The organism is Rhizobium sp. 2MFCol3.1 (assembly GCF_000377565.1).
Lineage (GTDB): Bacteria > Pseudomonadota > Alphaproteobacteria > Rhizobiales > Rhizobiaceae > Rhizobium.
In genome coordinates, this window is record NZ_KB898387.1 from 1 (window position 1) to 23,560 (window position 23,560).

The 23,560-nt window shown below is 56.1% G+C and carries 16 protein-coding genes and 1 pseudogene; 9 read left to right on the forward strand and 8 right to left on the reverse strand.

Annotated elements, in window-relative coordinates:
• The first annotated feature begins 143 nt into the window (after positions 1-143).
• Complete coding sequence (locus tag D460_RS0131795) at positions 144-638, forward strand: lipocalin family protein (RefSeq protein ID WP_051110855.1); 495 nt, start codon at positions 144-146, stop codon at positions 636-638.
• Positions 639-1,473: 835 nt separating this feature from the next.
• Here D460_RS0131795 and D460_RS0131805 read toward each other — a convergent pair.
• Together D460_RS0131805 and D460_RS0131810 are read right to left on the reverse strand one after the other, a co-directional pair.
• Entirely contained in the window at positions 1,474-2,157 is a 684-nt protein-coding gene (locus D460_RS0131805; protein ID WP_245267856.1) for a ChrR family anti-sigma-E factor, read from the reverse strand.
• Positions 2,130-2,756 (reverse strand): sigma-70 family RNA polymerase sigma factor, encoded by a 627-nt coding sequence (locus D460_RS0131810; protein WP_245267857.1) that lies wholly within the window; start codon positions 2,754-2,756, stop codon positions 2,130-2,132. Before D460_RS0131810 ends, D460_RS0131805 begins: the two co-directional genes overlap by 28 nt.
• A 129-nt stretch (positions 2,757-2,885) precedes the next feature.
• On the opposite strand from D460_RS0131810, the gene folE reads away from it, so the two are divergent.
• The 7 genes from folE to D460_RS0131855 all read left to right on the forward strand — a co-directional run bounded on the left by folE (position 2,886) and on the right by D460_RS0131855 (position 16,363).
• Complete coding sequence (folE, locus tag D460_RS0131815; RefSeq protein ID WP_018902666.1) at positions 2,886-3,488, forward strand: GTP cyclohydrolase I FolE; 603 nt, start codon at positions 2,886-2,888, stop codon at positions 3,486-3,488.
• Between the two features lie 4 nt (positions 3,489-3,492).
• On the forward strand, positions 3,493-5,040 hold the full coding sequence (locus D460_RS0131820; RefSeq protein ID WP_018902667.1) for a cryptochrome/photolyase family protein: 1,548 nt from the start codon (positions 3,493-3,495) through the stop codon (positions 5,038-5,040).
• Between the two features lie 711 nt (positions 5,041-5,751).
• Positions 5,752-8,859, forward strand: coding sequence for a response regulator (locus D460_RS0131835; RefSeq protein WP_026283759.1), 3,108 nt, complete (start codon positions 5,752-5,754; stop codon positions 8,857-8,859).
• 245 nt (positions 8,860-9,104) lie between these two features.
• On the forward strand, positions 9,105-10,397 hold the full coding sequence (locus D460_RS0131840; RefSeq protein WP_026283760.1) for a pilus assembly protein TadG-related protein: 1,293 nt from the start codon (positions 9,105-9,107) through the stop codon (positions 10,395-10,397).
• Between the two features lie 359 nt (positions 10,398-10,756).
• On the forward strand, positions 10,757-11,929 hold the full coding sequence (locus D460_RS0131845) for an efflux RND transporter periplasmic adaptor subunit (RefSeq protein ID WP_018902671.1): 1,173 nt from the start codon (positions 10,757-10,759) through the stop codon (positions 11,927-11,929).
• Positions 11,926-15,072: an efflux RND transporter permease subunit gene (locus D460_RS0131850; protein WP_018902672.1), complete on the forward strand. Its 3,147-nt coding sequence runs from the start codon at positions 11,926-11,928 to the stop codon at positions 15,070-15,072. Before D460_RS0131845 ends, D460_RS0131850 begins: the two co-directional genes overlap by 4 nt.
• A 31-nt stretch (positions 15,073-15,103) precedes the next feature.
• The gene (locus tag D460_RS0131855) at positions 15,104-16,363 is read left to right on the forward strand and encodes an arsenic transporter (protein ID WP_018902673.1); all 1,260 of its coding nucleotides are present in this window, start codon (positions 15,104-15,106) and stop codon (positions 16,361-16,363) included.
• A gap of 40 nt (positions 16,364-16,403) precedes the next feature.
• Here D460_RS0131855 and D460_RS34735 read toward each other — a convergent pair whose 3' ends face one another.
• From D460_RS34735 to D460_RS0131875, 4 genes are all read right to left on the reverse strand, one after another.
• On the reverse strand, positions 16,404-17,627 hold the full coding sequence (locus D460_RS34735; protein WP_018902674.1) for a CHASE3 domain-containing protein: 1,224 nt from the start codon (positions 17,625-17,627) through the stop codon (positions 16,404-16,406).
• Positions 17,628-18,672: 1,045 nt separating this feature from the next.
• On the reverse strand, positions 18,673-19,077 hold the full coding sequence (locus D460_RS0131865; RefSeq protein ID WP_018902675.1) for a helix-turn-helix transcriptional regulator: 405 nt from the start codon (positions 19,075-19,077) through the stop codon (positions 18,673-18,675).
• A gap of 35 nt (positions 19,078-19,112) precedes the next feature.
• The gene (locus tag D460_RS0131870; RefSeq protein WP_018902676.1) at positions 19,113-20,864 is read right to left on the reverse strand and encodes a PAS domain-containing methyl-accepting chemotaxis protein; all 1,752 of its coding nucleotides are present in this window, start codon (positions 20,862-20,864) and stop codon (positions 19,113-19,115) included.
• Between the two features lie 489 nt (positions 20,865-21,353).
• On the reverse strand, positions 21,354-21,974 hold the full coding sequence (locus tag D460_RS0131875; protein WP_245267858.1) for a hypothetical protein: 621 nt from the start codon (positions 21,972-21,974) through the stop codon (positions 21,354-21,356).
• Positions 21,975-22,165: 191 nt separating this feature from the next.
• Between D460_RS0131875 and D460_RS0131880 the strand changes: the two genes are divergently transcribed.
• Positions 22,166-22,879, forward strand: coding sequence for a LuxR C-terminal-related transcriptional regulator (locus tag D460_RS0131880; protein WP_018902678.1), 714 nt, complete (start codon positions 22,166-22,168; stop codon positions 22,877-22,879).
• Between the two features lie 105 nt (positions 22,880-22,984).
• Here D460_RS0131880 and D460_RS35740 read toward each other — a convergent pair.
• Both D460_RS35740 and D460_RS0131890 read right to left on the reverse strand, forming a co-directional pair.
• A pseudogene (locus D460_RS35740) lies at positions 22,985-23,269 on the reverse strand (EAL domain-containing protein); the annotation flags it as partial.
• Positions 23,270-23,346: 77 nt separating this feature from the next.
• The coding region (locus tag D460_RS0131890) for a transposase domain-containing protein (RefSeq protein WP_018902679.1) at positions 23,347-23,560 on the reverse strand (214 nt) is incomplete at its 5' end.

The following is a 23,560-nucleotide window of genomic DNA, read 5'->3' on the forward strand; positions in this document are numbered from 1 at the left end:
GCCAGCCTGTTGGCCTTTATCGCTCTTCGCTATGCGGGGATATCGCGGACTTGAAGCCCATCCGATCAAACAAAAGCGTGAACAAATGGGAGCTTGGTATGCAGAAAATTTCTCGTTGGTGTTTTGCCGCGGCGGTCGCATGGATGTCTTTATCCAGCCCAGCCCTCTCGGCCTCAGTCGAGCCGCGTCCGATTGCAGTGGGTATGGACCATTATCATGGGACATGGCTCGAGATCGGCCGTCGGCCTATGTGGCTGACTGATGGCTGTGTTGCGGGCTATTCAACCTACAAGCCCGGAAAAATGCCAGGCGCGGTCCAGGTGGAAGACGGTTGTCACGTCGGCACTCCTGGCGGACGGCTGAAGACTGTCAATGGCGATGGAAGGATCGTCGATCTCGGGCACGGCAATGGCAAGATGCGCGTCCGATATCCCTTCTTCATCGTGTTCAACTACTGGGTTCTTTACAAATCCCCCGACAAAACGTGGTTCATTAGTGCCGATCCTGAAATGCGGAACCTCTGGATCTACGCGCGGGCCATCCCATCGAAAGCAAAACTGAAGGTGATGATCCGCAAGGCGAGCGAACTCGGCTATGATGTCACAAAGCTTGAGTTTCCCGCTCAGGCTGGTCGCTAATGTGCGCCCTTGCTGGCAAAGCTGCGGCGCGAGCGCAATCCCGCAACGCTGTTCTTAGCCCAGGCCTCGCTAGCGCGCACCAAGTCTCCGACCAAGTCATCATGATGTACGTCGGCAAGGTCATCGAGACCGGCACAAAGCAAGCAATTATCTAGGCCCGCGTGTCACGGGCCTAGGCGCTGCCACCTGCGGTGCCGACACAAGTTCGCGCGCGATGCTGCCACCGCATTGTCGGAACGACCGGCCGCATTCCGCCCCCAAACTTGCCTGAGTAAATGCAACCCGCCTCGATGATATGGGAACCGCCGACAGTAGAGTCCAGTCGTCATTCATGTCGCTGGCCCAAACAATCCAACTGCGACATCCGGCCCGGCGGCTTAAGCGAAACGATCGGCAACATCCGGAACGACGTCTTTGAGATCAGGCAAAGGAAGGCGACCTGGTGAGTGAATGATTACCAACACATGCTAAAGTTGATAAGCTATATCCACCGCCCTGAACACCGGATCGCTGCAAAACATTAAATAGCATTCGCCGTGGCGCTCTTTGATGAACTAGGACACGACCCGTGGGAACCATTGCCCTTGTTGGATTCTTCTGGGGCATGTTCGTTCGGTCCGGTGACCTTGGCAGCTTCTCGAGCTGCTAGGGCGACGGCAAGCGCAATTGATGCAACAAGAAATATGCTTTTGCCCTACTCTTCTTGGTTGTATCCACCTGTTACGGAGATCCTTGGGTTCAAGGTCACGACAACGTCCCGTCGAGATTGACAGAACTCGTCACATTGCCGCCATCAAACTCTAGACGACAGTCCGTTTCCTCCGATGTTCGGCGCTCATATTTTCAACCAAGGCTGGAGGAACCGCATAAGCCTGCTTGAAAATCTTAGCGGGGCATCGGTGACGGCCAGACAAATGCAATCCTCCTCTTCACCGGCACGTGGGGTGTGAATAATCTCCGTGTCCGCCATTTCGACGTCTCCTCGGCGGAATGTTGAAATCTCGTCTGAGAACGATCCAGCTAGGACCAGCGTAAGCTCAACCCCGTTGTGTGTGTGCTCTGGCACGGGTTGTCCCTTCGGAATACGCAACAGTCGTGCAGTTGTCGTTTCGTCGCCCGTAGGCACAATCATCTGGGCTGCACCTCCAGCCCCTATCCGACGCCAAGCAAGTCCACCTGCCTGGTCGACGTATGATCTAAGCGGTTCCGGTAAGAGGGCATTACCGGCAGGCCGCCTGAGAGGGATGACCTTACCGATCTCTCCGGCATCAATTCGGGCCTTCAACTGCTTCCAGCTGCGCGCAATGACCTCGTCATCGCTTTGTGGATTTTCGCTGTCCAGAAAATGGCCGCCTAACGCTTCGTAGACGCCCAGGCTGCTGCGGCATGACGGGCATAGCGCAAGATGCGTTGCGACGGCGACGCCCCATCCCTCTGTGAGCTTTCCCGCTGCGTAGCGCATCAGCATTTCATCGTCGATATGATGTCGGGTCATCGGGTTGTATGCTGCAATACCCATCTTAGTTTCTCACAGGCCATTCGAATTCTTGACTTAACTGTTCCAAGCGGTATCCCCAATGCAGAGGCTATCGCCGAGTGCGGCATCTCCTCGAAATATGACAGACGCAAGACTTCGAGATGCTCCTCCTTCAATTGCCCAAGAGCTCGTCTTAGCGCGTCTGCGTCCTGAGCATCCACCAGCAAACGATCTGCCGACGGTGCCTCTTCCGGAACAAATGCCGGATCATTTTCGTCAAACTCTGGCATACGGCGGCGCAACGTATCGATGTAGAGATTTCGCGCAATCCTGAAGATCCACGTTGATACCTGCGCTCGGTTCGGATCGTACAAGTGCGCCTTGCGCCAGACTGAAAGCATGACCTCCTGAGTGAGTTCGTCCGCCATGGTTCGATCTTTGGTCATCTTCCTCATGTGCGATCTGAGACGCGGGAACATGTAAGCGTAGATGTCCTCGAAGGCCGCAGCGTCGCGCATCTCTGCGACGGCGGCCATAAGCCTTGTCATCCTGTTCTGGACTGTTTCAGACCTCGATGTTTCCATCATCTGCTTCACCGCAAAGACGCGAGGTGATTGCCTTCTAACTGCTGCTGCCAACATGGTCGCCACTCTTTGGACGTTCTTTGTTTTTACGCTTCAAATCTCGATCGGATCAATAAGTCCTTGCAGACAATTGCGTCGATCCAACTTGTAGTTCTTCGCGTAGCACTGCTCGTAAGGAGAGATGGAATGGATCAGATCAATATGGCTTCCGAGCAAGACGCACAGCGACCGACAGTGGAAGACGCTCAAAACGCGGTGCGCGTCCTTCTCGCCTGGGCAGGTGATGACCCCAATCGGGAAGGCCTGAAAGACACCCCCGCTCGTGTTGCCAGGGCGTTCCGTGAGCTTTTTTCTGGATACCAGGAACAGCCACGTAATGTTCTTAGCACAACATTTGAAGAGGTCGGGGGGTACAACGATGCCGTGCTTGTCCGCGATATTCCGTTTTTTTCACATTGCGAGCATCACATACTACCATTCCGCGGCGTCGCCCATGTGGCATATGTCCCGAGCAAGCGCGTAGTCGGCCTTTCAAAGATTGCCCGCCTCGTCGAATTATATGCCCGGCGCCTGCAAGCTCAGGAGCGTATGACCAGTCAGATTGCGGACGCTCTCGAAGGGTCGTTGCAGCCGTACGGTGTCGCCGTGCTCGTCGAGGCCGAGCATATGTGCATGTCAATGCGTGGCGTCGCAAAAATCGGATCTAAAACATTAACGACAACTTTCAGGGGAGTCCTGCAGACGGACGCTTCACTCCAGGCGCGCATCTTCAGTAACGTGCGGGGCTAGCGTCATGGGCGAGAGCCACGCAATCGGCACGATGGTCTTTATTCTAGGCGACCAGCTGTCTCATTCTATATCCAGTTTAGACGGATTTGATCCTGACAATGATGTCATCTTCATGTGCGAGGTCATGGAAGAGGCAACATACGCACGCCATCACAAGAAGAAGATAGCGTTCATCTTCAGCGCTATGCGGCACTTCGCGCAAGAACTGCGGGATAAGGGCTTTCGTGTTCGATACGTCCCGATTGACGATCCGGATAATGCGGGGTCTTTTGACGACGAGCTTCGTCGGGCAATCGGACACTCTTCTCCGACAAGAATTCGACTGACTGAGCCTGGCGAGTGGCGCGTTCTGGAAAAGATCACCCGGTGGCAATCTTCTCTCGAAACGCCGATCGAGGTCATCGACGATCGCAGGTTTATCTGCAGTCGTTCAGAGTTTGCCGATTGGGCGAGAGGGCGTAAGGACCTCGTCATGGAGTTCTTCTATCGCCAGATGCGACGCAAGACCGGACTATTGATGGAGGGCGACCAGCCTGTCGGAGGACGGTGGAACTTTGATTCAGAAAACAGAAAGCCCGCGCGCCCAGATATGTTCCGTCCACAACGCCGCGCGATCGACAAGGACGCAATAACCCGAGAGGTCATAGACGTCGTCGATAGGCTGTTCCCCGATAATTTTGGCGAACTACGCGACTTCCATTTTGCGGTTAGCTCTGAAGACGCCTCACTTCTTGTGGAAGATTTCATAGACGGCCACCTCTCAGAATTTGGCGCCACCCAGGACGCGATGCTGACAGGAGATCCGTTTCTCAACCACTCTCTTCTGTCCTTTTACATCAACGTGGGACTGGTCGATCCGCTAGACATGTGCCGGCGGGCAGAAAGGGCATACCTTGAAGGCAACGCGCCGCTGAGTGCGGTGGAGGGTTTCATCAGACAAATCATCGGATGGCGCGAGTACATGCGAGGCGTCTACTGGATGAAGATGCCGGACTATGGCGATGCGAACTTCTTCGGCAACAAACGACCCCTGCCCGATTTCTATTGGACGGGAGCGACAGACATGAATTGCGTCGCGACGGTCGTCGGAGAAACTCGTTCGAACGCCTACGCGCACCACATCCAACGTCTGATGATAACCGGCAACTTCGCGCTGATTGCTGGAGTCAATCCGAAACAGGTGCATCAGTGGTATCTGGAGGTCTACGCCGACGCCTATGAGTGGGTCGAAATGCCCAACGTGATCGGAATGAGCCAGTTTGCCGACGGCGGTACTGTCGGCACGAAGCCATATGCCGCGTCCGGAAACTACATTTCAAAAATGTCTGACTACTGTGACAGTTGTAGCTTCAACGTGAAGGATCGAACTGGGCCCAAAGCCTGTCCATTCAATTACCTTTACTGGGACTTCCTCTCGCGCAATCGCGGCCTATTGTCGGACAACAGGCGCCTCGCAAGGCAGTATGCGACGTGGGATCGGATGGACGACGCCGTGCGCAGAGACATCGTCGCAACCGCCGCCCAATTCCTAGATACCCTTAAAGGCTATTAAAAAAGGATCATGACACGCTCGGATCCTTGCCTACCGGATATCGTGCCTCGTCGTCGTTATGCGTTGTCTCGGTCCACCGCTACATGGTGTCGTCAAACCGACCACAATCGCGAAGCACGTTGTTGACGCGATAGCTCATCGTCGTTGACGAGGAGCTCATGTCCCAGCTTCGTCTACTTGCGACCGTCTTGTTGAGGAAAAGGCCGATCGTGATGGCGGCGTCTTCTTTGTTACCCTGCCGTCGTGCGCAAAGCCATCGCGCACCGGCGGGGCTCGCCAAAATACGCAAATCGTTTTCGAAGCGACCATCGACGCCGGGCATTGCGGCAAACGCTGTCTTCACCCCGTCCCAGTCGGAGGCCGCACTTGGAAGAGAGTTGCTAGACGGTCAGGCTATATCGACGGGGAGTGCCCAAAGCGCTTATCCCTTCCCTCCATCGCGAACGTGCCGTCATCGACGACCTGATCGACGACGCAATACCGGCCAAATTGAGAGCTTGTCTGGGTCCAAAGGAGCTTCATTCGGGCTGCGAGACCACCTGGCCGATGGCCGATCTCTTACACCAGAAGCAAAAACTGGTCAGAATTTAGGACCGCGGGCTCGACAAGCGTTATCAATGGCCTAATTCAGCTTCGCAATCATTGCCTGGAAATGCCATGCCGCAAAAAAACTCTGATCAGTACCTGGATGTGTTCGTTGGCGAGGGCGAAATGGCGCAGATGATGCGCCAACATGATTGGGCAAACAGCCCACTCGGGTCGCCCGATACATGGCCGGAGGCCTTGAAGGTGGCGTTGCGGCTTCTCCTGACGTCGAAATTCGAAATGTGGCTCGGTTGGGGGCCCGAAATCGCGTTTTTCTACAACGATGCCTACCGACCGACATTGGGAAACAAGCACCCTCATGCACTCGCTGTCCCAACCAGGATCCTTTGGGCGGAAATCTGGGATGATATCAAAGGGCGCCTGGACACTGTATATGAGACCGGGCAAGCAACCTGGGACCGAGCGCTGCTTCTCCTGCTAGAGCGCAACGGCTATCTCGAGGAGACCTACCACACTTTCTCCTACAGCCCGCTGATCGGTGACAGCGGCGATGTCGAAGGCGTGTTTTGTGCTGTGGCCGAGGAGACCGAGCGGGTAATCAGCGAAAGGCGCATCTCGACGATGCGAGCACTGGCGTCGGGACTTGCGGCAGTCGATACGCATCGAGAGGTCATAGACGCCTCTTTTTGTGCTTTGAGGGAGAACCTTCGGGACCTTCCCTTCAGTGCTCTTTATCTCTTCGATGAACATGGTCACGCAACACGGCAATGGGTATGCGGTGCCTCAGATGACAATTCATTAATGCCAGCGAAAATAGACGGCGGCGCAGATTTCTGGACGCTGAACCGAGCGTGGAACGAGCAAAGCGTCGAGCTGATCGACCTGACGGGAAGAGATGACATTCCATCGGGACCTTGGCCAAAAGCCCCAAAACAGGCAGCGGTCATCCCTCTGATCGGACAAGGTGGTGGCAAGCCGAAGGGCATATTGATTAGCGGACTGAACCTCCATCGCGCCATAAACGACGCATATCTCGATTTTCTCAAGCTGATCGCAGGGCAGATCACCTCGCGGCTGGCAAGTGCTGAAGCATTCGAGACAGAACGTCAAAGAGCGGCGGCATTGTCCGAGGCCGCCGAGATGCGTGAGCAAGCCGCGGTTGCACTTGAACAGCTCAATCGCCAGCTATCCTCGGAGGTCGAAGTTCGCACTGCCGAGCGTGACCGGATGCGAGAGCTGTTCCAGCAGGCACCAAGTTTCATGTGCATCCTCAGCGGTCCAGATCATGTCTTCGAGCTCGTGAACGACGCCTACATGCAGCTGGTCGGCAACCGTCAACTCCTGGGCCTCAGCGTCAGGGATGCCTTGCCCGAGGTTGAGGGACAAGGTTTCTTCGACTTGCTCGATGGCGTGTTCCAGTCGGGCAGGCCCTACATTGGACGAAACCTTCAAGTCACTTTGCGACGTGAAGACGACGGGGAGAGCGACGAGCGATTTATCAATCTGATCTACCAGCCGATACTGGATGTCAGTGGCAACGTTACCGGCATATTTGTCGACGGGTTCGACGTCACGCATCAAAAGCGGGCGGAAGATCAGCTTCAAAGCCTCAACCATACCCTTGAGCAGCGCGTCGAGCAGCGTACCCACGAACTGCGATCGGCGCTCCTGCAGTTGGAAAAGGAAACCGTCGAGCGCGAAGCAGCCCAGATCGCTTTGCGGCAAGCGCAGAAGATGGAGGCGCTCGGCAACCTCACTGGCGGCGTCGCCCATGACTTCAATAATCTTCTCCAGGTCGTCAGCGGCAATCTGCAGCTCTTATCCAAAGACATCGATGGCAACGCAAGGGCGGAGCAGCGCTTAAACAATGCTCTGGCCGGCGTCGCCCGAGGCGCAAAGCTGGCGTCCCAACTGTTGGCCTTTGGGCGCCGCCAGCCGCTAGAGCCCAAGGTCGTCAATTGCCGCAAGCTTATCCAGAATATGGACGACATGCTTCGCCGCGCATTGGGCGAAGAGATCGAGCTCGAAACCGTGGTCTCCGGTGGGTTGTGGAACACACTGATCGATCCCGGCCAGTTGGAAAATGCAATCCTCAACCTCGCGATCAACGCACGCGACGCGATGGACGGCCGCGGACGGCTGACGATCGAGACAGCGAACGCCGTGCTCGACGATGACTACGCCCGCATCCACGAGGACGTTCGGCCCGGTCAGTATGTACTGGTCGCAGTGACGGATACAGGATCAGGAATACCAGCCGATATTATCGATCACGTGCTCGAACCGTTCTTCAGCACCAAGTCCGAGGGGAAGGGAACTGGTTTAGGGCTCTCGATGGTCTACGGGTTCCTGAAGCAGTCCGGCGGGCATCTCAAAATCTACACCGAGGTCGGCCATGGCACGACGATGAAACTCTACATGCCAAGGACGATGCAGGTCCAGGATGAGTTGGCGAATTTAAATGCGGCTCCCTTGAAGGGTGGGAGTGAGACTGTTTTGGTGGTCGAAGACGATGACGGGGTCCGGGAGACCTCAGTCGCCTTGTTGACTGATCTCGGATATCGCGTTCTTAAGGCCCATGACGCACAAGCGGCATTTGCAATTATCAATAGCGGCATGCCGATCGATTTGCTTTTCACCGATGTCGTGATGCCCGGCCCAATGCGAAGCACGGAACTCGTGAGAAAGGCCAAGGCAATGCTTCCGGGACTGGCCGTGTTGTATACGTCCGGTTACACGGAGAACTCGATCGTCCACGGCGGCAGGCTCGACGCGGGCGTCGAACTGCTATCGAAGCCATACACTCGCGAAGCACTTGCCCGTAAAATCCGGCACGTTCTGGGCAACGCGCGGCAACACCAGATCACTGCTGAGGGGCGCGAGCGACACCAGCAAGCGCCTGATCCAGCGCCACAGCAAGGTGGCACGGACACTGCAAGGGTTCTTGTCGTGGAAGACGAACCTTTGATCCTAATGTCGACGGTCGATATGGTGAGCGAGCTCGGCTATATTGTTCATGAGGCGGGCTCGGGTCAAGACGCCCTTTTGGTGTTGGAAAAAGAAGGCATCGACGTTCTTCTTACAGATGTCGGATTACCTGGCATGTCTGGCATTGATCTTGCTCGACAGGTCCGGGACCGCTGGCCCGCGATACGCATCGTGTTTGCCAGCGGCGACGAAAGCGCCAAGTCCGCTTCTGGAATTAGCGACGCCCGTCAGTTGCCGAAACCGTTTACCGTCGATGGGCTGGCCAAGATCCTATCGAGGTCCTAGACGGCTCGTAAGCTGCATCTCGCAACCGATGGATTGAAGGATATCCGACCTTTTGCGCGGGAGACGGTCTGAGCTCAGGTCATTCGCTAACGCGTCGTTTTGACTTTCATCGACTAGAGGGTGTCGCCGGTAACAGGCTCCCGCGACAGGTGTAAGTGTTTGAATTTATTTTACCACGTGGGTTAGCGTCGATTTAAGCCGCAATCGCTAGAACTGGTCTATCGGTCAATCGGTATCGCCAAAAAATGAAATCCATTGTGACTCGCTTTAGTAACTGTCGTGCGGGCAATTTCGGCATACTGACAGCAATTTTGTTGGTGCCGATGATCGGCGCGGCCGGAGTGGCAATAGACTTTTCGCACGCAGTTGAGATACGCACGCAGCTCTATAATGCCGCCGATGCAGCAGCTGTGGGTGCTGTCGCAGAGAAGTCTGCCGCGGTCAGCCAAGCCATGACAATGTCAGGCGACGGCTCAATTGCCGTTGGAGAAAGCGAAGCGCGCAACCTGTTCTCCGGCCAGATGTCTGGCGAGGCTCTTTCTCTTCCTGTTAGCCTTACAGCCACCGTGACCCGAAACCTTAACCGGGTCACCTCGAATATAACTTTCAGGGCTTCGGTCCCCACGACCTTCATGAGCATCTTCGGCAAAAATAGCGTTGATGTTTCGGGAACGGCAAGCGCTGAATTCCTTACTGCCTCTTTCATGGACTTCTACATCCTCATCGACAACACGCCTTCGATGGGCGTCGGCGCAACGCCTGCCGATGTCGCAAAGATGCAGGCAAACACGTCCGACAGCTGCGCTTTTGCCTGTCATGACATCGCGAGCGGAAACAAGAGCTACTACAATCTCGCAAAGTCCCTTGGTGTGACGATGCGCATCGACACGGTTCGCCAGGCAACCCAACAACTGACTACGACTGCGAAGACCACACGCGTCGCTAGCAATCAATTTCGCATGGGCGTGTACACCTTTGGCACCAAAGCCGAGGATGCCAAGCTGACAACCATTTCCAATCCCACCTACGACTTGGATCAAGTCCGTTCTTACACCGATGCAGTAGACCTGATGACGATCCCAAATCAAGGCTACAACAATGACCAGACAACGAGCTTCGACAGCGCTTTAACTCAGATGAATACGATTATCACAGCGCCTGGCACTGGGAGCACGTCTGCAGACCCCCAAAAGGTACTATTCTTCGTGGCCGACGGGGTCGGCGATAGCTATAAGCCTTCCATATGTACGAAGAAGACCACCGGCGGTCGCTGTCAGGAGCCGATCGATACAAGCTTCTGCGCCCCACTCAAGGCACGCGGCATCAAAATCGCCGTTCTGTACACGACTTACCTGCCGCTTCCCACAAACAGTTGGTACAACACCTGGATATCACCGTTTCAGAGCCAGATATCGACAAAGATGGCCGAATGCGCTTCGCCCGGCCTCTACTTCGAGGTCACACCGACCGACGGTATCGCTGACGCCATGAAGACCCTTTTCCTAAGGGTAGTGCGGCAACCGAGGTTGACGTCGTAGGGGTTTGCAGCGTTTCGATTGCAACGCCTCCGGCAACCGTTGGAAGAAAACCAAAAAGCAGCGCACGTCCTGATGTCTGCTACCCGTTCGCCGCCGTGGCGCTCTCGTCCACAGCTGTCGCCATTCAATAAGAGGAACAGGGGTAGAGAGTGGCTAAGATCGCGCCTCCCTGAACGCGAGCTACATCGTTCGGCGAAGGCAAAACAGAGAACCTTGGACCACCGCCCGCCCCGCCGCCGCATGGCGCCCGATGGCAGACGGTTGGCGTCACAGGAGACGTGAAGGCGAATGCCCGCAGATCACCGTTGAACTAAAACATTAGCCGCGCGTTATATGGCGATTTCAACGGAGTGGCATGCATGAAGAAACCATGGTTCAACCTGCCTGCCTGTCCGTGGCGCCTCGCGCTGCCCGCGGCATCAATATGGCTTAGCGCAGCCGTTCCGATGACTGCCGCCGCCGAACAGTCTTCCCCGGGCCCCGTCACCGCAGTCCCCGTCACCGCAGTAACTGCGCGCACGCAAACGATTGCCCGCGTGATCAACGGCATCGGAACCGTAGCGGCGCTTCAGTCAGTCGTTGTGCGCCCCCGCATAGATGGCCAGGTCACAGGGATTTCCTTCCTGGAAGGCCAGGTTGTCAAGAAAGGGGACGTGCTGGTGACCCTCGACGATCGAGAATTGACGGCTGCTCTTGCTTCCGCGCGAGCCAAGAAGGCCCAGGACCTAGCACAGTTGAACAGTGCCAGGACCGATGCAGAGCGCTATGCTAGCCTTGCCCAAAAAGGTGTTGCCTCGGCGTCCACGCTTGAACAGAAGACCGCGTTGAGCCAGGAGTATGCAGCAGCCGTTCAATACGATGACGCCATGATAAAGAACGCCGAGACGCAGCTCGGATTTGCGACAATAACTGCGCCCCTGTCTGGCCGGATCGGTTTCAGACAGGTCGATGTCGGTAGCGTTATCAGCGCGAGCTCAACGGACGGGATCGTGACGATCACACAGATGGATCCAATTGGAGTTTCGTTCGTAGCACCTGGCGATCGCTTCTCGGAAATCCGGCAGTCCCTGACCAAGGGTGTGGCCGAGGTTACGCTCGTGGCAACGGATGGCTCACGCACCCTCGCAACAGGGCGTTTGACGACGATGGACAATGCTGTCGATGGATCGAATGGATCAATCCACCTAAAGGCGACATTCGACAACAAAGAGGGCGCACTGTGGCCCGGGCTGCCTGTTGCGACGATACTGACAGTCGAGAAACGTGAGGGCGTGGTTGTTCCCGACAAAGCCCTCGCTCGCGGCCGCGACGGGCTCTACGCCTATGTTGTAGTCTCCGGCGGGACAGTGGCGAAGCGGCTTGTCAAGACAGCGTTTGTGACTGATGCCAGAGCTCTTGTTACAGAGGGAATTGCCGATGGCGACCAAGTCGTGATGGATGGCCAGTCGCGAATTGGTGACGGCGACAAAGTCGCAGTCACGCCATGGACGGGGTCCCAGACAGGTGAGCTTGCCGGAGAGGCTACGCCATGAGCGAGGATGTCCGCAGCACCAAGAGGACTTCTGCATCCGGCTTTTTCGATTTCTTCATCATGCACCCCGTCGCGACCGGGCTGATCATGAGCGGTATCTTCCTGGTAGGGGTCATCTGCTATCCGTTCATGCCCGTCTCGGCATTGCCGCAAATCGACTTCCCAACGGTTCAAATCGCCGCCAGCCTTCCTGGCGCGTCGCCCGAAACAATGGCATCGAGCGTCGCGCAACCAATTGAGGAGGCGCTTTCGCGTGTCAGCGGCATATCGGAGATGACCTCCAACAGTTCTCTCGGAACTACGTCGATCACCGTACAGTTCGGACTTGATCAGGACATCCAGACTGCGGCGAGTGACGTTCAAACCGCGATCAGCGAGGCGGCCGGACAGCTTCCGAAGGATATGACTGCGCTTCCGACCGTCAGGAAGGTCAACCCGGCCGATGCGCCGATCATGCAGCTTTCAGCAACCTCGGACACGCTGACGCTCCCGCAGCTTGACGAATACATTGAGCGGAACGTCGCCTCGAAGATCGGGCAGGTCTCTGGTGTCGCCTATGTCAACATCGGTGGGAAGCAGAAGCCTGCGATCCGGATCGCCGTCGACCCCGGACGGCTTGCTCAGGCGAACGTGACACTCGAGGATGTTAGGTCGGCCATCGGAGGACTGAGCCTCAGCGCGCCGAAAGGCAACATAGACGACCCGACCCGGACCTTCCCGATCTATACCAACGACCAGATCGGAAGCAGTGCGGAATGGAACGATGCAGTCATCGCCTATCGCAACGGAGGTCCGGTGCGCATTCGCGATATCGGTCAGGCAGTCGACGGCGCCGAAGACAACAAAATGGCACACTGGACGAATGGACAGCGCGGTATTGCTCTCGATGTATTCCGCCAACCCGGTGCAAACGTCATCGCCGTCGTCGAGGCGGTGAAGGAGCAACTCCCTGCCCTTCAGGCATCCTTGCCGAAATCCATAAAACTCGAACTCGTCACCGACAGGACGACAACGATCCGCGCGTCAGTTGCGGATGTGCAGTTCACCTTGATGCTGACGATCGGACTGGTGGTCGTCGTTATCTTCCTCTTCCTGCGAAACCTGCGCGCCACGATCATTCCAGCTGTCACCCTGCCAATTGCACTCGCCGGTTCGCTTGCACCGATGTGGGTCCTAGGCTTCAGCCTAGACAATCTATCGCTCATGGCCCTTGTCGTTGCAGTCGGCTTTGTCGTTGATGACGCGATCGTCATGTTAGAGAACATAACCCGCCACATCGAGGACGGTATGGAGCCGTCGGAGGCCGCCCGGACCGGGGCACGCGAAATCGGATTTACTATCGTCTCGATCAGCCTTTCGCTTATCGCCGTCCTCATTCCCATACTTCTGATGGGCGGCATCGTCGGTAGAATGTTCCGCGAGTTTGCGGTTACCTTGACTGTCGCCATCATCATTTCTGCGGTCGTCTCGCTGACGCTGACGCCTATGTTGGCATCACGCTTCATTCGCAATGTCGAGAAGACAAGTCATGGACGGCTTTACAGGGCGGGGGAGGCCTTCTTCGAATCCATCACAAACCTGTATGTCCGCAGCCTGCAGCCCGTCATTCGGTTTAAATACCTGACATTTTCGTTCTTCCTCGCAACAATCGCACTTACAGCATTCCTGTTCCTCGTAATCCCGAAGGGCTTCTTTCCGGAGCAGGACACCGGATTTATCGGCGGTCTGTCTCAGGCGTCACCAGACATCTCGTTCGCCGAAATGGCAAAGCTTCAGGAGCGGGTCAGCGCGATCGTCATGAAGGATCCGGCCGTATATAGCGTATTCATGGATATTGGTGGCGGCAATGGCGGCAACGCGATGAACCAGGGACACGTCAATATCACCCTGAAACCACTGGAAGAGCGGGATGCGAGCGCCAAGGAGGTCATTGCTCGCTTGAGCACCGCGCTCAATGCCCAGCAAGGCATCAAGCTCTTCATGCAGTCGGCCCAAGATATTAACATCGGAGCTCGTCCAGCAAAGACGCAATATCAGTTCACGCTTCAGGACGCAAACATTCAGGAACTTGCAGACTGGGCGACGAAGATAACCGCAAAGCTGCAAGGTCTGTCAGAGTTGCGCGATGTAGGCACTGACCAGCAGGCGGAAGCGCCGAACCTGTCCGTCAAAATCGATCGCGCCGCCGCGACGCTCTATGGCGTCCTGCCTTCGACTATAGACGACACCCTTTACGACGCCTTCGGACAGCGCCAAGTGGCCTCTTACTCAACACAGACAGACACGTTTCGCGTGATCCTGGAGGTCCTGCCAAACTTGCAGCGCGACCTGGCAACGCTTGATAGACTTTCTGTCCGCGCCAACGACGGGACCCTCGTGCCGTTGTCCGTTGTCGCCCATTGGTCGACTGACGGGGTGGCTCCTGTTTCGATTTCACATCAGGGACAGTCGCCTGCGGTGACAGTGTCCTTTAACCTCGCACCGACAGTGGCACTTGGGCAAGCAACAGCAGCGATTGAGAATGCGGTTGCCGAAATGCATCCGCCTTCGTCCCTTCAGACAAGCTTTTCCGGCAGCGCCAAGGCGTTCAAGGATTCGCTGGCGGCCATACCACTTCTCATCCTCGCCTCTCTGATCGTCGTCTACATCATTCTAGGCGTTCTATACGAGAGTCTCGTCCACCCGCTGACTATCCTCTCCACCCTGCCTTCAGCGGGTCTTGGAGCCTTGCTGGCGTTGGACCTAGCGGGATTCGACTTCGGGCTGGTTGCGATGATTGGCGCCATTTTGTTGATCGGCATCGTCAAAAAGAACGGCATCATGCTGGTCGATTTCGCCATACAGGTCGAACGAGAGGAAAACCTCAGCAGCCAGGATGCTATCGTGAAGGCTGCACGCATGCGGTTTCGGCCAATCCTGATGACGACGATGGCGGCATTGCTTGGTGGCGTCCCGCTAGCCCTTGGCCACGGATCGGGGTCGGAACTGCGCCAGCCGCTCGGCTACGCCATTGTCGGTGGGCTACTGGTCAGCCAACTGCTGACACTTTATACGACGCCCGTTATCTATCTGTTGCTGGATAAGTTGCGTGGGAAAGAAGATCGGCTGATCGTTCCCGTGACCGAGACTCGTCCGGCAGCTTGACAACAGAAGCCACATATCTCTTTAGGTCCTCATGAACAATTCGATTTTGACGTTTGCGATTGCAGCGGCAACCGCTGCCGGAGTTGTAGTCCGCCCCTTCCGTCTGCCAGAGGCAGTGTGGGCAGTTTGTGCGGCTTTGCTCATCGTCACGCTCGGTATCCTGTCGCCTGAAGACGGCTGGGCGGGCGTACTGAAGGGCACGGACGTCTACCTGTTTCTTGTCGGCATGATGCTTCTCTCGGAACTGGCTCGCAAGGAAGGCCTATTCGACTGGATCGCCGCGATTGCGACCTCACAGGCGAAGGGGTCGCCTAAGCGTCTATTCGTTCTGGTCTACATCATCGGTATCCTGGTGACTGGACTGCTCTCGAACGACGCGACCGCAGTCGTGCTTACTCCGGCTGTTTACGCTGCTTGCCGAGCCGCGCAGGTGAAGAATCCTCTTCCATATCTTTTCATATGCGCATTCATCGCGAACGCGGCAAGCTTCCTTCTGCCGATTTCGAACCCAGCGAACCTCGTGATATTTGCAGGTGGAGAAATGCCGCCACTGTCTCGTTGGCTAGCGACATTCATGCTGCCCTCTATTGCGTCGATCGCCGTGACCTTCATCGTCCTTTACTGGACGCAACGAAGCTCGCTCGCCAATGAGGAAATCGCACCGCAGATCGCAAGACCTGAGTTGAAGACGTCCGCAAAGCTAGCTGGCACAGGGCTGATCGTCACCGCGATGCTCCTTGTCGCGGCATCTGCTGTCCATGTCGATCTTGGCCTTCCGACGTTTCTTGCCGGGGTCTGCACCGCGGCACTCGTACTCACTGTCGTCAGGGAGAGCCCGGTTGCAGTTATTAGAGGCGTGAGCTGGAGCGTACTGCCGCTAGTGGCGGGCCTATTCGTCGTGGTCGAAGCAGTCAATCGAACTGGCGTTACGGCAGCGCTCGCCGATGCTCTGCAACATCTCAGTATCCGTTCGGAAACTCAAGCCGTCGCGGTCTCAGGCACTCTCGTCGCGCTGATATCCAATCTGGTGAACAACCTGCCAGCAGGTTTGTTTGCTGGAAGTGCCGTCCAGGCGGCCCACGTCGCAGATAAGGTCGCCGGTGCCGTCTTGATCGGTGTCGACCTGGGACCAAATCTTTCCGTAACCGGTTCACTTGCGACGATACTCTGGCTCTCAGCGCTTCGCCGAGAAGGGATATCCGTGACCGGAATACAGTTCCTGAAGCTTGGAGTGCTCGTCATGACCCCTGCCCTGGCGCTGTCTTTGGCTGCACTGGCATTCACGCCTTAGCGTGCTGACCTTTTTGGCGGCATTTCTTCCGCCGCACTTGCTACCCCTGTGACGGATGTTCGCGCACCCGGAAGGCGCTTACTGGCTGAGCAATATTCTTCATTTGCTTAAAGCCGAGATCATCGAAGATCAGCGTCCGCTGCTTCCTGACATGGTCGCGCACCGTACGTGAGATACAAATCCCTCCTGGCTCGGCGATCGCCTCCAGCCGTGCTGCAACGTTCACCGTATCTCCAAAGACATCGCCATTCTGTACGACCACGTCACCAACATTGATGCCAATTCGAAAAAGAAGACGCTCGGTATCGTGGGAAGCCGAGTGCGCATTTGCCATCTCGCGCTGGATCTCAAGAGCGCAGTCAATCGCAGAGAGCGCGCTACTGAACGCGGCAAGCACGCTGTCGCCCGCAGTCGTCACAATCGTGCCAGCGTGGCTCTCGATGATTGGGTCAATCAAATCGCGGACCATTTGCAGGCGAGCCAGAGTCGCGGTCTCGTCCCCTTCCATCAGCTTACTATAACCAGCGATGTCTGCCGCCATTATTGCAAGCAGTCGCCTGTCGAGCCGCGACAAGAGCTCATCGCGCGTTAACTCTGCCGATCGAGCCCGCCGCGTTGTTGAGCGTATTGCCAGGATGGCGAAAACCGCTGTCACCAAGGCAAGGACAAAAACGACCATCTCCATCCGTCTGTCAGCGCTCCTCGCTTCCGACACGCGCTCGGCCAGTTTTCTCCCTTCCGCGGCCCTCATCGTCTTGAGTGTTTCACGCACACCGTCCATCAGCATCTTGCCTTGGCCGGTCCGCATGATTGCGAGAGCGCCACTGTTATCGCCCTCACTCTGACGGGCGATGCTCTGGCGCAGTTCGGACAGCTTCTGAGCGATCATTGATCGCAGTACTGCAACGTTGCCATCCTGACGGCTGTTATCCGATACACCTTCGCTCAAAGCGTCAAGCGTTCCAGTCACGGCCCGTGTCGCGACCTCATAAGGTTCGAGATAAGAGCGATCATTGGTGAGAAGGAACCCTCGCTGTCCAATCTCGGCGTCTTGCAATAGCGACTGAAGCTGGGACAGGTGTCTTTCGTTACCGATGGTGTGTGCGATGGATTGCTGTGCCTGACGCTCACGCTGCGAAATGTAAAATGAAGCCGCGACTGCTGCCAAGGTAATGAAAATGACGGCCGCGATTATCACACTGGCACTTTGACGGAACTCACTGCGGGCACGGCCGAACAACGTGTTTACAGAAGGTTTGAACATGTTTGCCTTATGCGAAGGGCACCGTGCCCTACCGTGTAGATACGCCACGTCGCCGATATTGGAAGGGGGATCATGCGAACGCAGTGCATTTACCTCTACCTTTAGCAATGCGATCATTTCGACCCAGGATTACCTTAACTGAAACTGAACCGATGTGTTCAGGCGAGGTCAAAGAGAGGACATTTAAGGTTTGAGCCGTGCGCGACAGGAGAAAGCTCGATGCCACATCCGGTTCCGGACAATCGGCCGGAAAGGTCCAAGGACGCTTTGCACGATCTGCGACGCTCCACGTGATATCAACCTGGTTATTGTCGAAGACAGTGCCCGGGAGCGAGCTATGCCGCTTAAACCGAAACAAGGACATCCATAAGATGAGAAAATATGTACTTCCAATCCTTCTCATGACCGCCCTCGCTGGGACAGCAATGGCACAACAAACCCCAGCTCCACCACCGCCAGCTCCTGGCGGACCGGGACATGTCGACGCGGACCGCGCCGGGCCTCCGCCAATCGGTCCTGAAGGCGACATGGGGCCGCGAGGTCAACGCCCTGCGCCACCTCCCCCGCCCTCCAAGGCCGCACACTTTCGCATAGAGGACGGTGCAAAAGTTATCGACATCAAATGCGCCGATGACGAACCGGTGAAAGCTTGCGCAGACATACTCTCGCAGGTTCTCGACCGCATGAGTGGACCCATGCAGCCAGCTCGATAGATGTGAAGTGCGGTCGTGTTTATAACGCGACCGCAATCTCGCAAACGTGCTCCTAGGCCAGTTTACACATTCACCTGATAATGCGCTCACCGGCACCATGACGGCGCTGCTGCGGTCTTCGTCTTTCTGCTTGACTGGGACGGCGCAATACCGAAATCCCGAGCCTAGGCCGACAAGACCTTCGTCACACAGCTTTTCGGGTGACAGACGGACGCGACAAATGTCTCTTCAGCGACGCGCCGCAGGCATTCACAGTCTTTCTAACGGTTGGTCCACGCTCGCAGCGGATGTCCCGTTAATCGACCTATCGAATTCGTTTGGCGGCGACTAGCTCATTTGTCAGCCTCAGCGATCGCCTGAATAAGGCTGATTATGCGTCTTCTGGTTGGATCATCCAATATTTTATGAAAATAACGGTTGAGGGAGATGCCTTCCTTTGTTGCCACAAAGCTCGCTAAATCCTCAGGCACATCCACGCCAACGTCGCCGATCATGCGGGTGTCGTTGAAGAAGTACGAGACCTCGACCTTCAAGATTCGCGCGACTTCGGCAAGGCGGCTGGCACCGATTCGATTCGTACCGCGCTCGTACTTCTGAACCTGCTGGAAGGTTATACCAAGTCCAGCGGCCAAGCCCATTTGCGTCAGGCCGAGAAGTTTTCGTTGAAGTCGAAGGCGACGGCCCACCTCCACATCGATTTCGTCTGGTTGCTTTGCGCTGCCGGGTTCGTGTCTCATCGTCGCTATCCCTATTCCTCGCACCGGGTTCGCCGTCAGAACTCTTCCCACGAGGCGGCCAAGGCCGCTGTGGAAGGCCGGGCCCGCCGAGGGGGCGTTGTCCGGATAGCGACGACCGTCGGCGATCGCGCGGGCTCAAGCTTACCCGATTGAGAGGTCCGGAATTGACCAACCAGCTCGAAGAGGCCGCGTGCATCTCCGGCAAGCGCGTGGCTTGCCGCGTTAGACTCCTCCACCATCGCAGCGTTCTGTTGAGTGCCCTGATCGATGGAGTTTACTGCTTGATTGATCTCCTTCAATGCGGTCGATTGTTCCTGCGCAGCCTGCACGATCGCAATAACGTGTCCGTCGATCTCCTGCACTTCGTTGGCTATCCGTACCAGTGCCTCACCGGTTTCATTCACCAATTTGACACCGTCGGCCACTTCACCTGCGGAAGCGGTGATGAGGGACGAAATCTCTTTGGCGGCGCTAGCGGAGCGTTGTGCAAGCTCGCGCACTTCCTGGGCGACGACTGCAAACCCCTTGCCGGCGTCTCCGGCCCTGGCTGCTTCCACCCCGGCATTGAGCGCCAATAGGTTCGTTTGAAACGCGATGCCGTCAATAACGCTGATGATCGAAGAAATCGCACTCGATGAACGCGCGATCCCGTCCATCGCCATCACCGCTCGCCCTACGATCTCGCCTGAGTGTTCGGCATTCGCCTTCGCCCTAGCCACTAGGCGACCCGCTTCGGCCGCGCGATGACTTGAATCAGCGACAGTCGTGGTAACCTCCTCGAGTGCAGCAGCGGTTTCTTCCACGGAAGCAGCCTGCTGCTCGGTCCGTCTCGCCAGACTGTCAGTGTTCGACTGGATGTTTGCGGAACTCTCGGAGATTGCCTTGGCATTGGTGGCGACGGTAGCCATGGCAGATGATAGCTTGCCAACCGTGTCGTTAAAATCAACTCTAATGGAGTCCAGCGACGGAATGAACGGTAGGTCTAGTGAGTGGTCGAGATCGCCCGCCGCAAGCTTGCGAAGTCCCGTAGCCAATTCGATAACGTTCTCGACCCGGCCGGTTACATCAGTCGCGAATTTGACCACCTTAAAGACGCGTCCGTTCATGTCGAGAATAGGATTGTAGGACGCTTGGATATAGACCCGGCGGCCGCCTTTGGCAACTCGTTGGAATTCGGCGGTCTGGTGACGCCCCGCCCCAAGTTCTTGCCAGAAACGTTGATAGTCCGTACTTGCGGCATAGGCCGGGTCGCAGAACACCGCATGGTGTTTACCAACGATCTCCTCCATGCGATAACCCAGCGTCGCGAGAAATATTTCGTTGGCGGTAAGAATTTCACCTGATGGCGTGAACTCGATAATCGCTTGTGCCCGGCTCAAGGCGGCCAGCTTGCCACCGTCCTCGGCCGCCTTAAGTTTGATTGCTGTGATGTCAGTCGCAAACTTGATGATCTTTTCGACCCGATTTGCGCGCATCACGGGGTTGTAGGACGCTTCGATCCAGACTTCGCGTCCGCCTTTTGCTATGCGCTTGTATTGACGTTGATCGGGCTTACCATTCGCCAGGTTCGACCAGAATTGGCGGTACTCCGGCGATTTCACCTCGTCCTGATCGACGAACAGGCTGTGATGCTTGCCGACAATTTCGCGAAGGTCGTAGCCCAGTACGCGACAGAAGTTCTCATTGGCTTTCAGTACAATTCCCTCGCAATCAAACTCGATGATGGCGAGTGTGCGATCGAGAGCCGAAAGAATGCGATCGGCGCCAGACTTAAACAGCATGCTCATTGCTACCTCCCTTGAAACGGCAAGGCATCGGCCCCGTCGACAGTCCAAGAATTGAGAGCGGAACGTCAATTTTTGGTTAAATTGTATGATTGTTGGCGCGGTACGTGGGTTTTCTTGGGAATATAGCATCCGTAACGTGCGAAGGGTCGTGGCGATCCAACTTACGCTATCCTTTGCGGGTATCGTTCGCTCTCTGGCATTTGGGACAAGACACAACCCTCAGATCGACATGCGATACCGACGCACCATATGGAACGGTAGAGACGGGCGAATTCGCCAGACAAAGCAAAGCCCCATTTCCGCGCCACGCCCCTTATCGGCAGTCCGGTTCCAATCATCAGGTCCTGTCGCCCCCCGATCGTTGGAACGCCAGTTGCAGAGAGCGCATGCCAACTCCCAGATCTTTTGCGAAATGCGCTGTTGTAATCGGCAGGTGGGCGCGGGCAAGCATGTGGTCTGCCGCCGCAAGCGCAATCTTTGGCGGAAGGTTCATGTCGACCCGAGCTTGGACGAATAACTGTGCGGAACACCATGCAGCACAAGCTCGACAAGCCGCTCCTCCAGACGTGATAGCGCGATCGGGCTTGTCATCAGTGTCCCTCCTGGTCTGCAACCTGTATGAATTGCATCGCAGATCAGACGGCAACGGGAAAAGAAGTTGGCGCCCGGAGCACCATTGAAGAGTCGAATGCGCGCTGTGGTATCATCTGAGATCTTATCACGCAGATGGGCTTGGATGTCCTGAGTGAAGATAGCGACACTGCTGAAGTCGGATTGCTTTGAAATAGAAAGCTGAGTGACCGTCTCAGCATCAATGGCCAGACCGTGCCCCCTGGCTACTTCGAGCTCATGGTGAACTGCGATAACGCGGGACGCCCCTACCATCATCGATGAAAAAGTAAATCCGTCGAAGTAGCCAGTACTGCTGAAATGCACGCCGTTATTGCTATCCGACCTGCAAATCTTAATCCCGTTCGAAAGCGTCGCTGACACCGTGAAATCGAAGGAGCTCCGCGCATGCGGCTGCAATGAAACTGGAGCGTACGATGTACTCAAAAACTTAGATGCTTCATCCGCATCGCCAAACGTAAACGATACCGAGCGGGACACGTCATCCAAATGCGCGTCCTCCTTATCCAATCACATCACGCAGATGAATTCTGCCGCACTAAACTGGCCGTATTGTGATCCGACCTCAAAGAATTCTTCCACTTGCACGCATAGCGGGAGAATGCTAGTTCAAGTTCGTAATTATCACCTTTTTGAATCGTGCTCAATAAAATGTAAATTGATCAGCCGCCATGCTCGATGTGACCAACGAAACTGAGTTTGTCGATATGCGGTCGGTCCCGCCGATTAGACCGCTGCGGGAAAACGCCTTTATCGCTCGCATGCGTCTTGCCGTTCAGTTCGATCGGATCGCCGTTAGTGGGCTCGACTTACCCCCATTTCAGATCGGGGCCTACCGGTCAATTGACACGGATTTCCCACTTAGCTTTATTGACGCGTACATCGCCGAGAGGCATCATCTCACCGACCCCTTGTACATTGTCGGCCGGAATTCGTTAGATCCGGTGATCGACGCGGAGGCGCGAAGGCAATACCCGTTGACGGATAGGCTCGCGCGGCTTCTCGAGTTCCACGATATCCACCATCGAGTTTTCTTTCCGTTGCGGCGCGGCGAACTCATGTTCGCGGCCGTTACAGTGACACGAGGTACGCCATTTTCTGCAGACGAAATCGATGCCTTGAAGGTTCTATCTCCTGTGATGCATTTCGAGCTCACAAAGGAACTGATGCAGCGTTTTGCGGCGCAGACACTCAAATTGACGGAGGGCGAGCTGCTATGTCTGCGCCTGAGTAGCCTCGGCATGACGAGTGAGCAAATCGGCCTTAAAAGTGGCTATAAGACGGAGACCGTGAATACCTACCTCAAGATCGCGACACGCAAACTGGACTCAAAAAATCGAACGCATGCCGTGGCCGAGGCGATCCGACGGAAGCTTATTGGGTAACACGCAAACCAGGCACCGTGTTTTCGATCTTAATTTGGATATGGCCCGTCCGTGAGAGTAAGACGAGCCTCCTCTGCGAAGAAGAGCATTTCACCTCGTTGGCCGTCACCCTGCTCTTGTGCGATATTCATGACCATTCAGAGTAGCGAATTCCATGACCTGATCTTCCGGTAGCGGAGGCGAAAACAGATAGCCTTGAACACTGATGCCGCCTAAAGCTAAGATAGCCGCGAGCTCCTCCTCAGTCTCAACACCTTCGATGACGCAGTCCAGCCCCATATCCGCACTAAGGGTCAGGAGCGATTTGACAATTTTGTAGCTTGAGGGACTTTGGTGCAGGTTTGTTACGAAACTCCGGTCAATCTTGAATTTCGTCAGAGGCAGCGCGTGCGTAAGCGCGATTTTCCATGCGCGTTGACGGCTGTTTTAGGGCCAGGTCGGCTACATTGAGAGCGACATGCGGCTAATTAGGCGGCTGAGTTTCTGGAGAAGTTGAACGGCAGCAGGTCGCCAATGCCGGCAGTTTCTTTGCGCTGAGGCAACTCAGTGAGCGCATGGCGCAGCCAGGCGAGCGGATCGACGCCGCAGGCGCGGCAGGTCAGCATGAGACTGTAGATCACGGCGCTGGCTTTGGCTCCATCGACGGTATCGCTGAACAGCCACGATTTTCTTCCGGTGGCA

Coding starts and splice junctions, on each gene's coding strand:
- D460_RS0131855 (WP_018902673.1), top strand. CDS start 15,104: ATGAACAATTCGATTTTGACGTTTGCGATTGCAGCGGCAACCGCTGCC.
- D460_RS0131810 (WP_245267857.1), bottom strand. CDS start 2,756: ATGTTGGCAGCAGCAGTTAGAAGGCAATCACCTCGCGTCTTTGCGGTG.
- D460_RS0131820 (WP_018902667.1), top strand. CDS start 3,493: ATGGGCGAGAGCCACGCAATCGGCACGATGGTCTTTATTCTAGGCGAC.
- folE (WP_018902666.1), top strand. CDS start 2,886: ATGGATCAGATCAATATGGCTTCCGAGCAAGACGCACAGCGACCGACA.
- D460_RS0131845 (WP_018902671.1), top strand. CDS start 10,757: ATGAAGAAACCATGGTTCAACCTGCCTGCCTGTCCGTGGCGCCTCGCG.
- D460_RS34735 (WP_018902674.1), bottom strand. CDS start 17,627: ATGTTCAAACCTTCTGTAAACACGTTGTTCGGCCGTGCCCGCAGTGAG.
- D460_RS0131865 (WP_018902675.1), bottom strand. CDS start 19,077: ATGAGACACGAACCCGGCAGCGCAAAGCAACCAGACGAAATCGATGTG.
- D460_RS0131805 (WP_245267856.1), bottom strand. CDS start 2,157: ATGGGTATTGCAGCATACAACCCGATGACCCGACATCATATCGACGAT.
- D460_RS0131870 (WP_018902676.1), bottom strand. CDS start 20,864: ATGAGCATGCTGTTTAAGTCTGGCGCCGATCGCATTCTTTCGGCTCTC.
- D460_RS0131850 (WP_018902672.1), top strand. CDS start 11,926: ATGAGCGAGGATGTCCGCAGCACCAAGAGGACTTCTGCATCCGGCTTT.
- D460_RS0131840 (WP_026283760.1), top strand. CDS start 9,105: ATGAAATCCATTGTGACTCGCTTTAGTAACTGTCGTGCGGGCAATTTC.
- D460_RS0131795 (WP_051110855.1), top strand. CDS start 144: ATGTCTTTATCCAGCCCAGCCCTCTCGGCCTCAGTCGAGCCGCGTCCG.
- D460_RS0131880 (WP_018902678.1), top strand. CDS start 22,166: ATGCTCGATGTGACCAACGAAACTGAGTTTGTCGATATGCGGTCGGTC.
- D460_RS0131835 (WP_026283759.1), top strand. CDS start 5,752: ATGGCGCAGATGATGCGCCAACATGATTGGGCAAACAGCCCACTCGGG.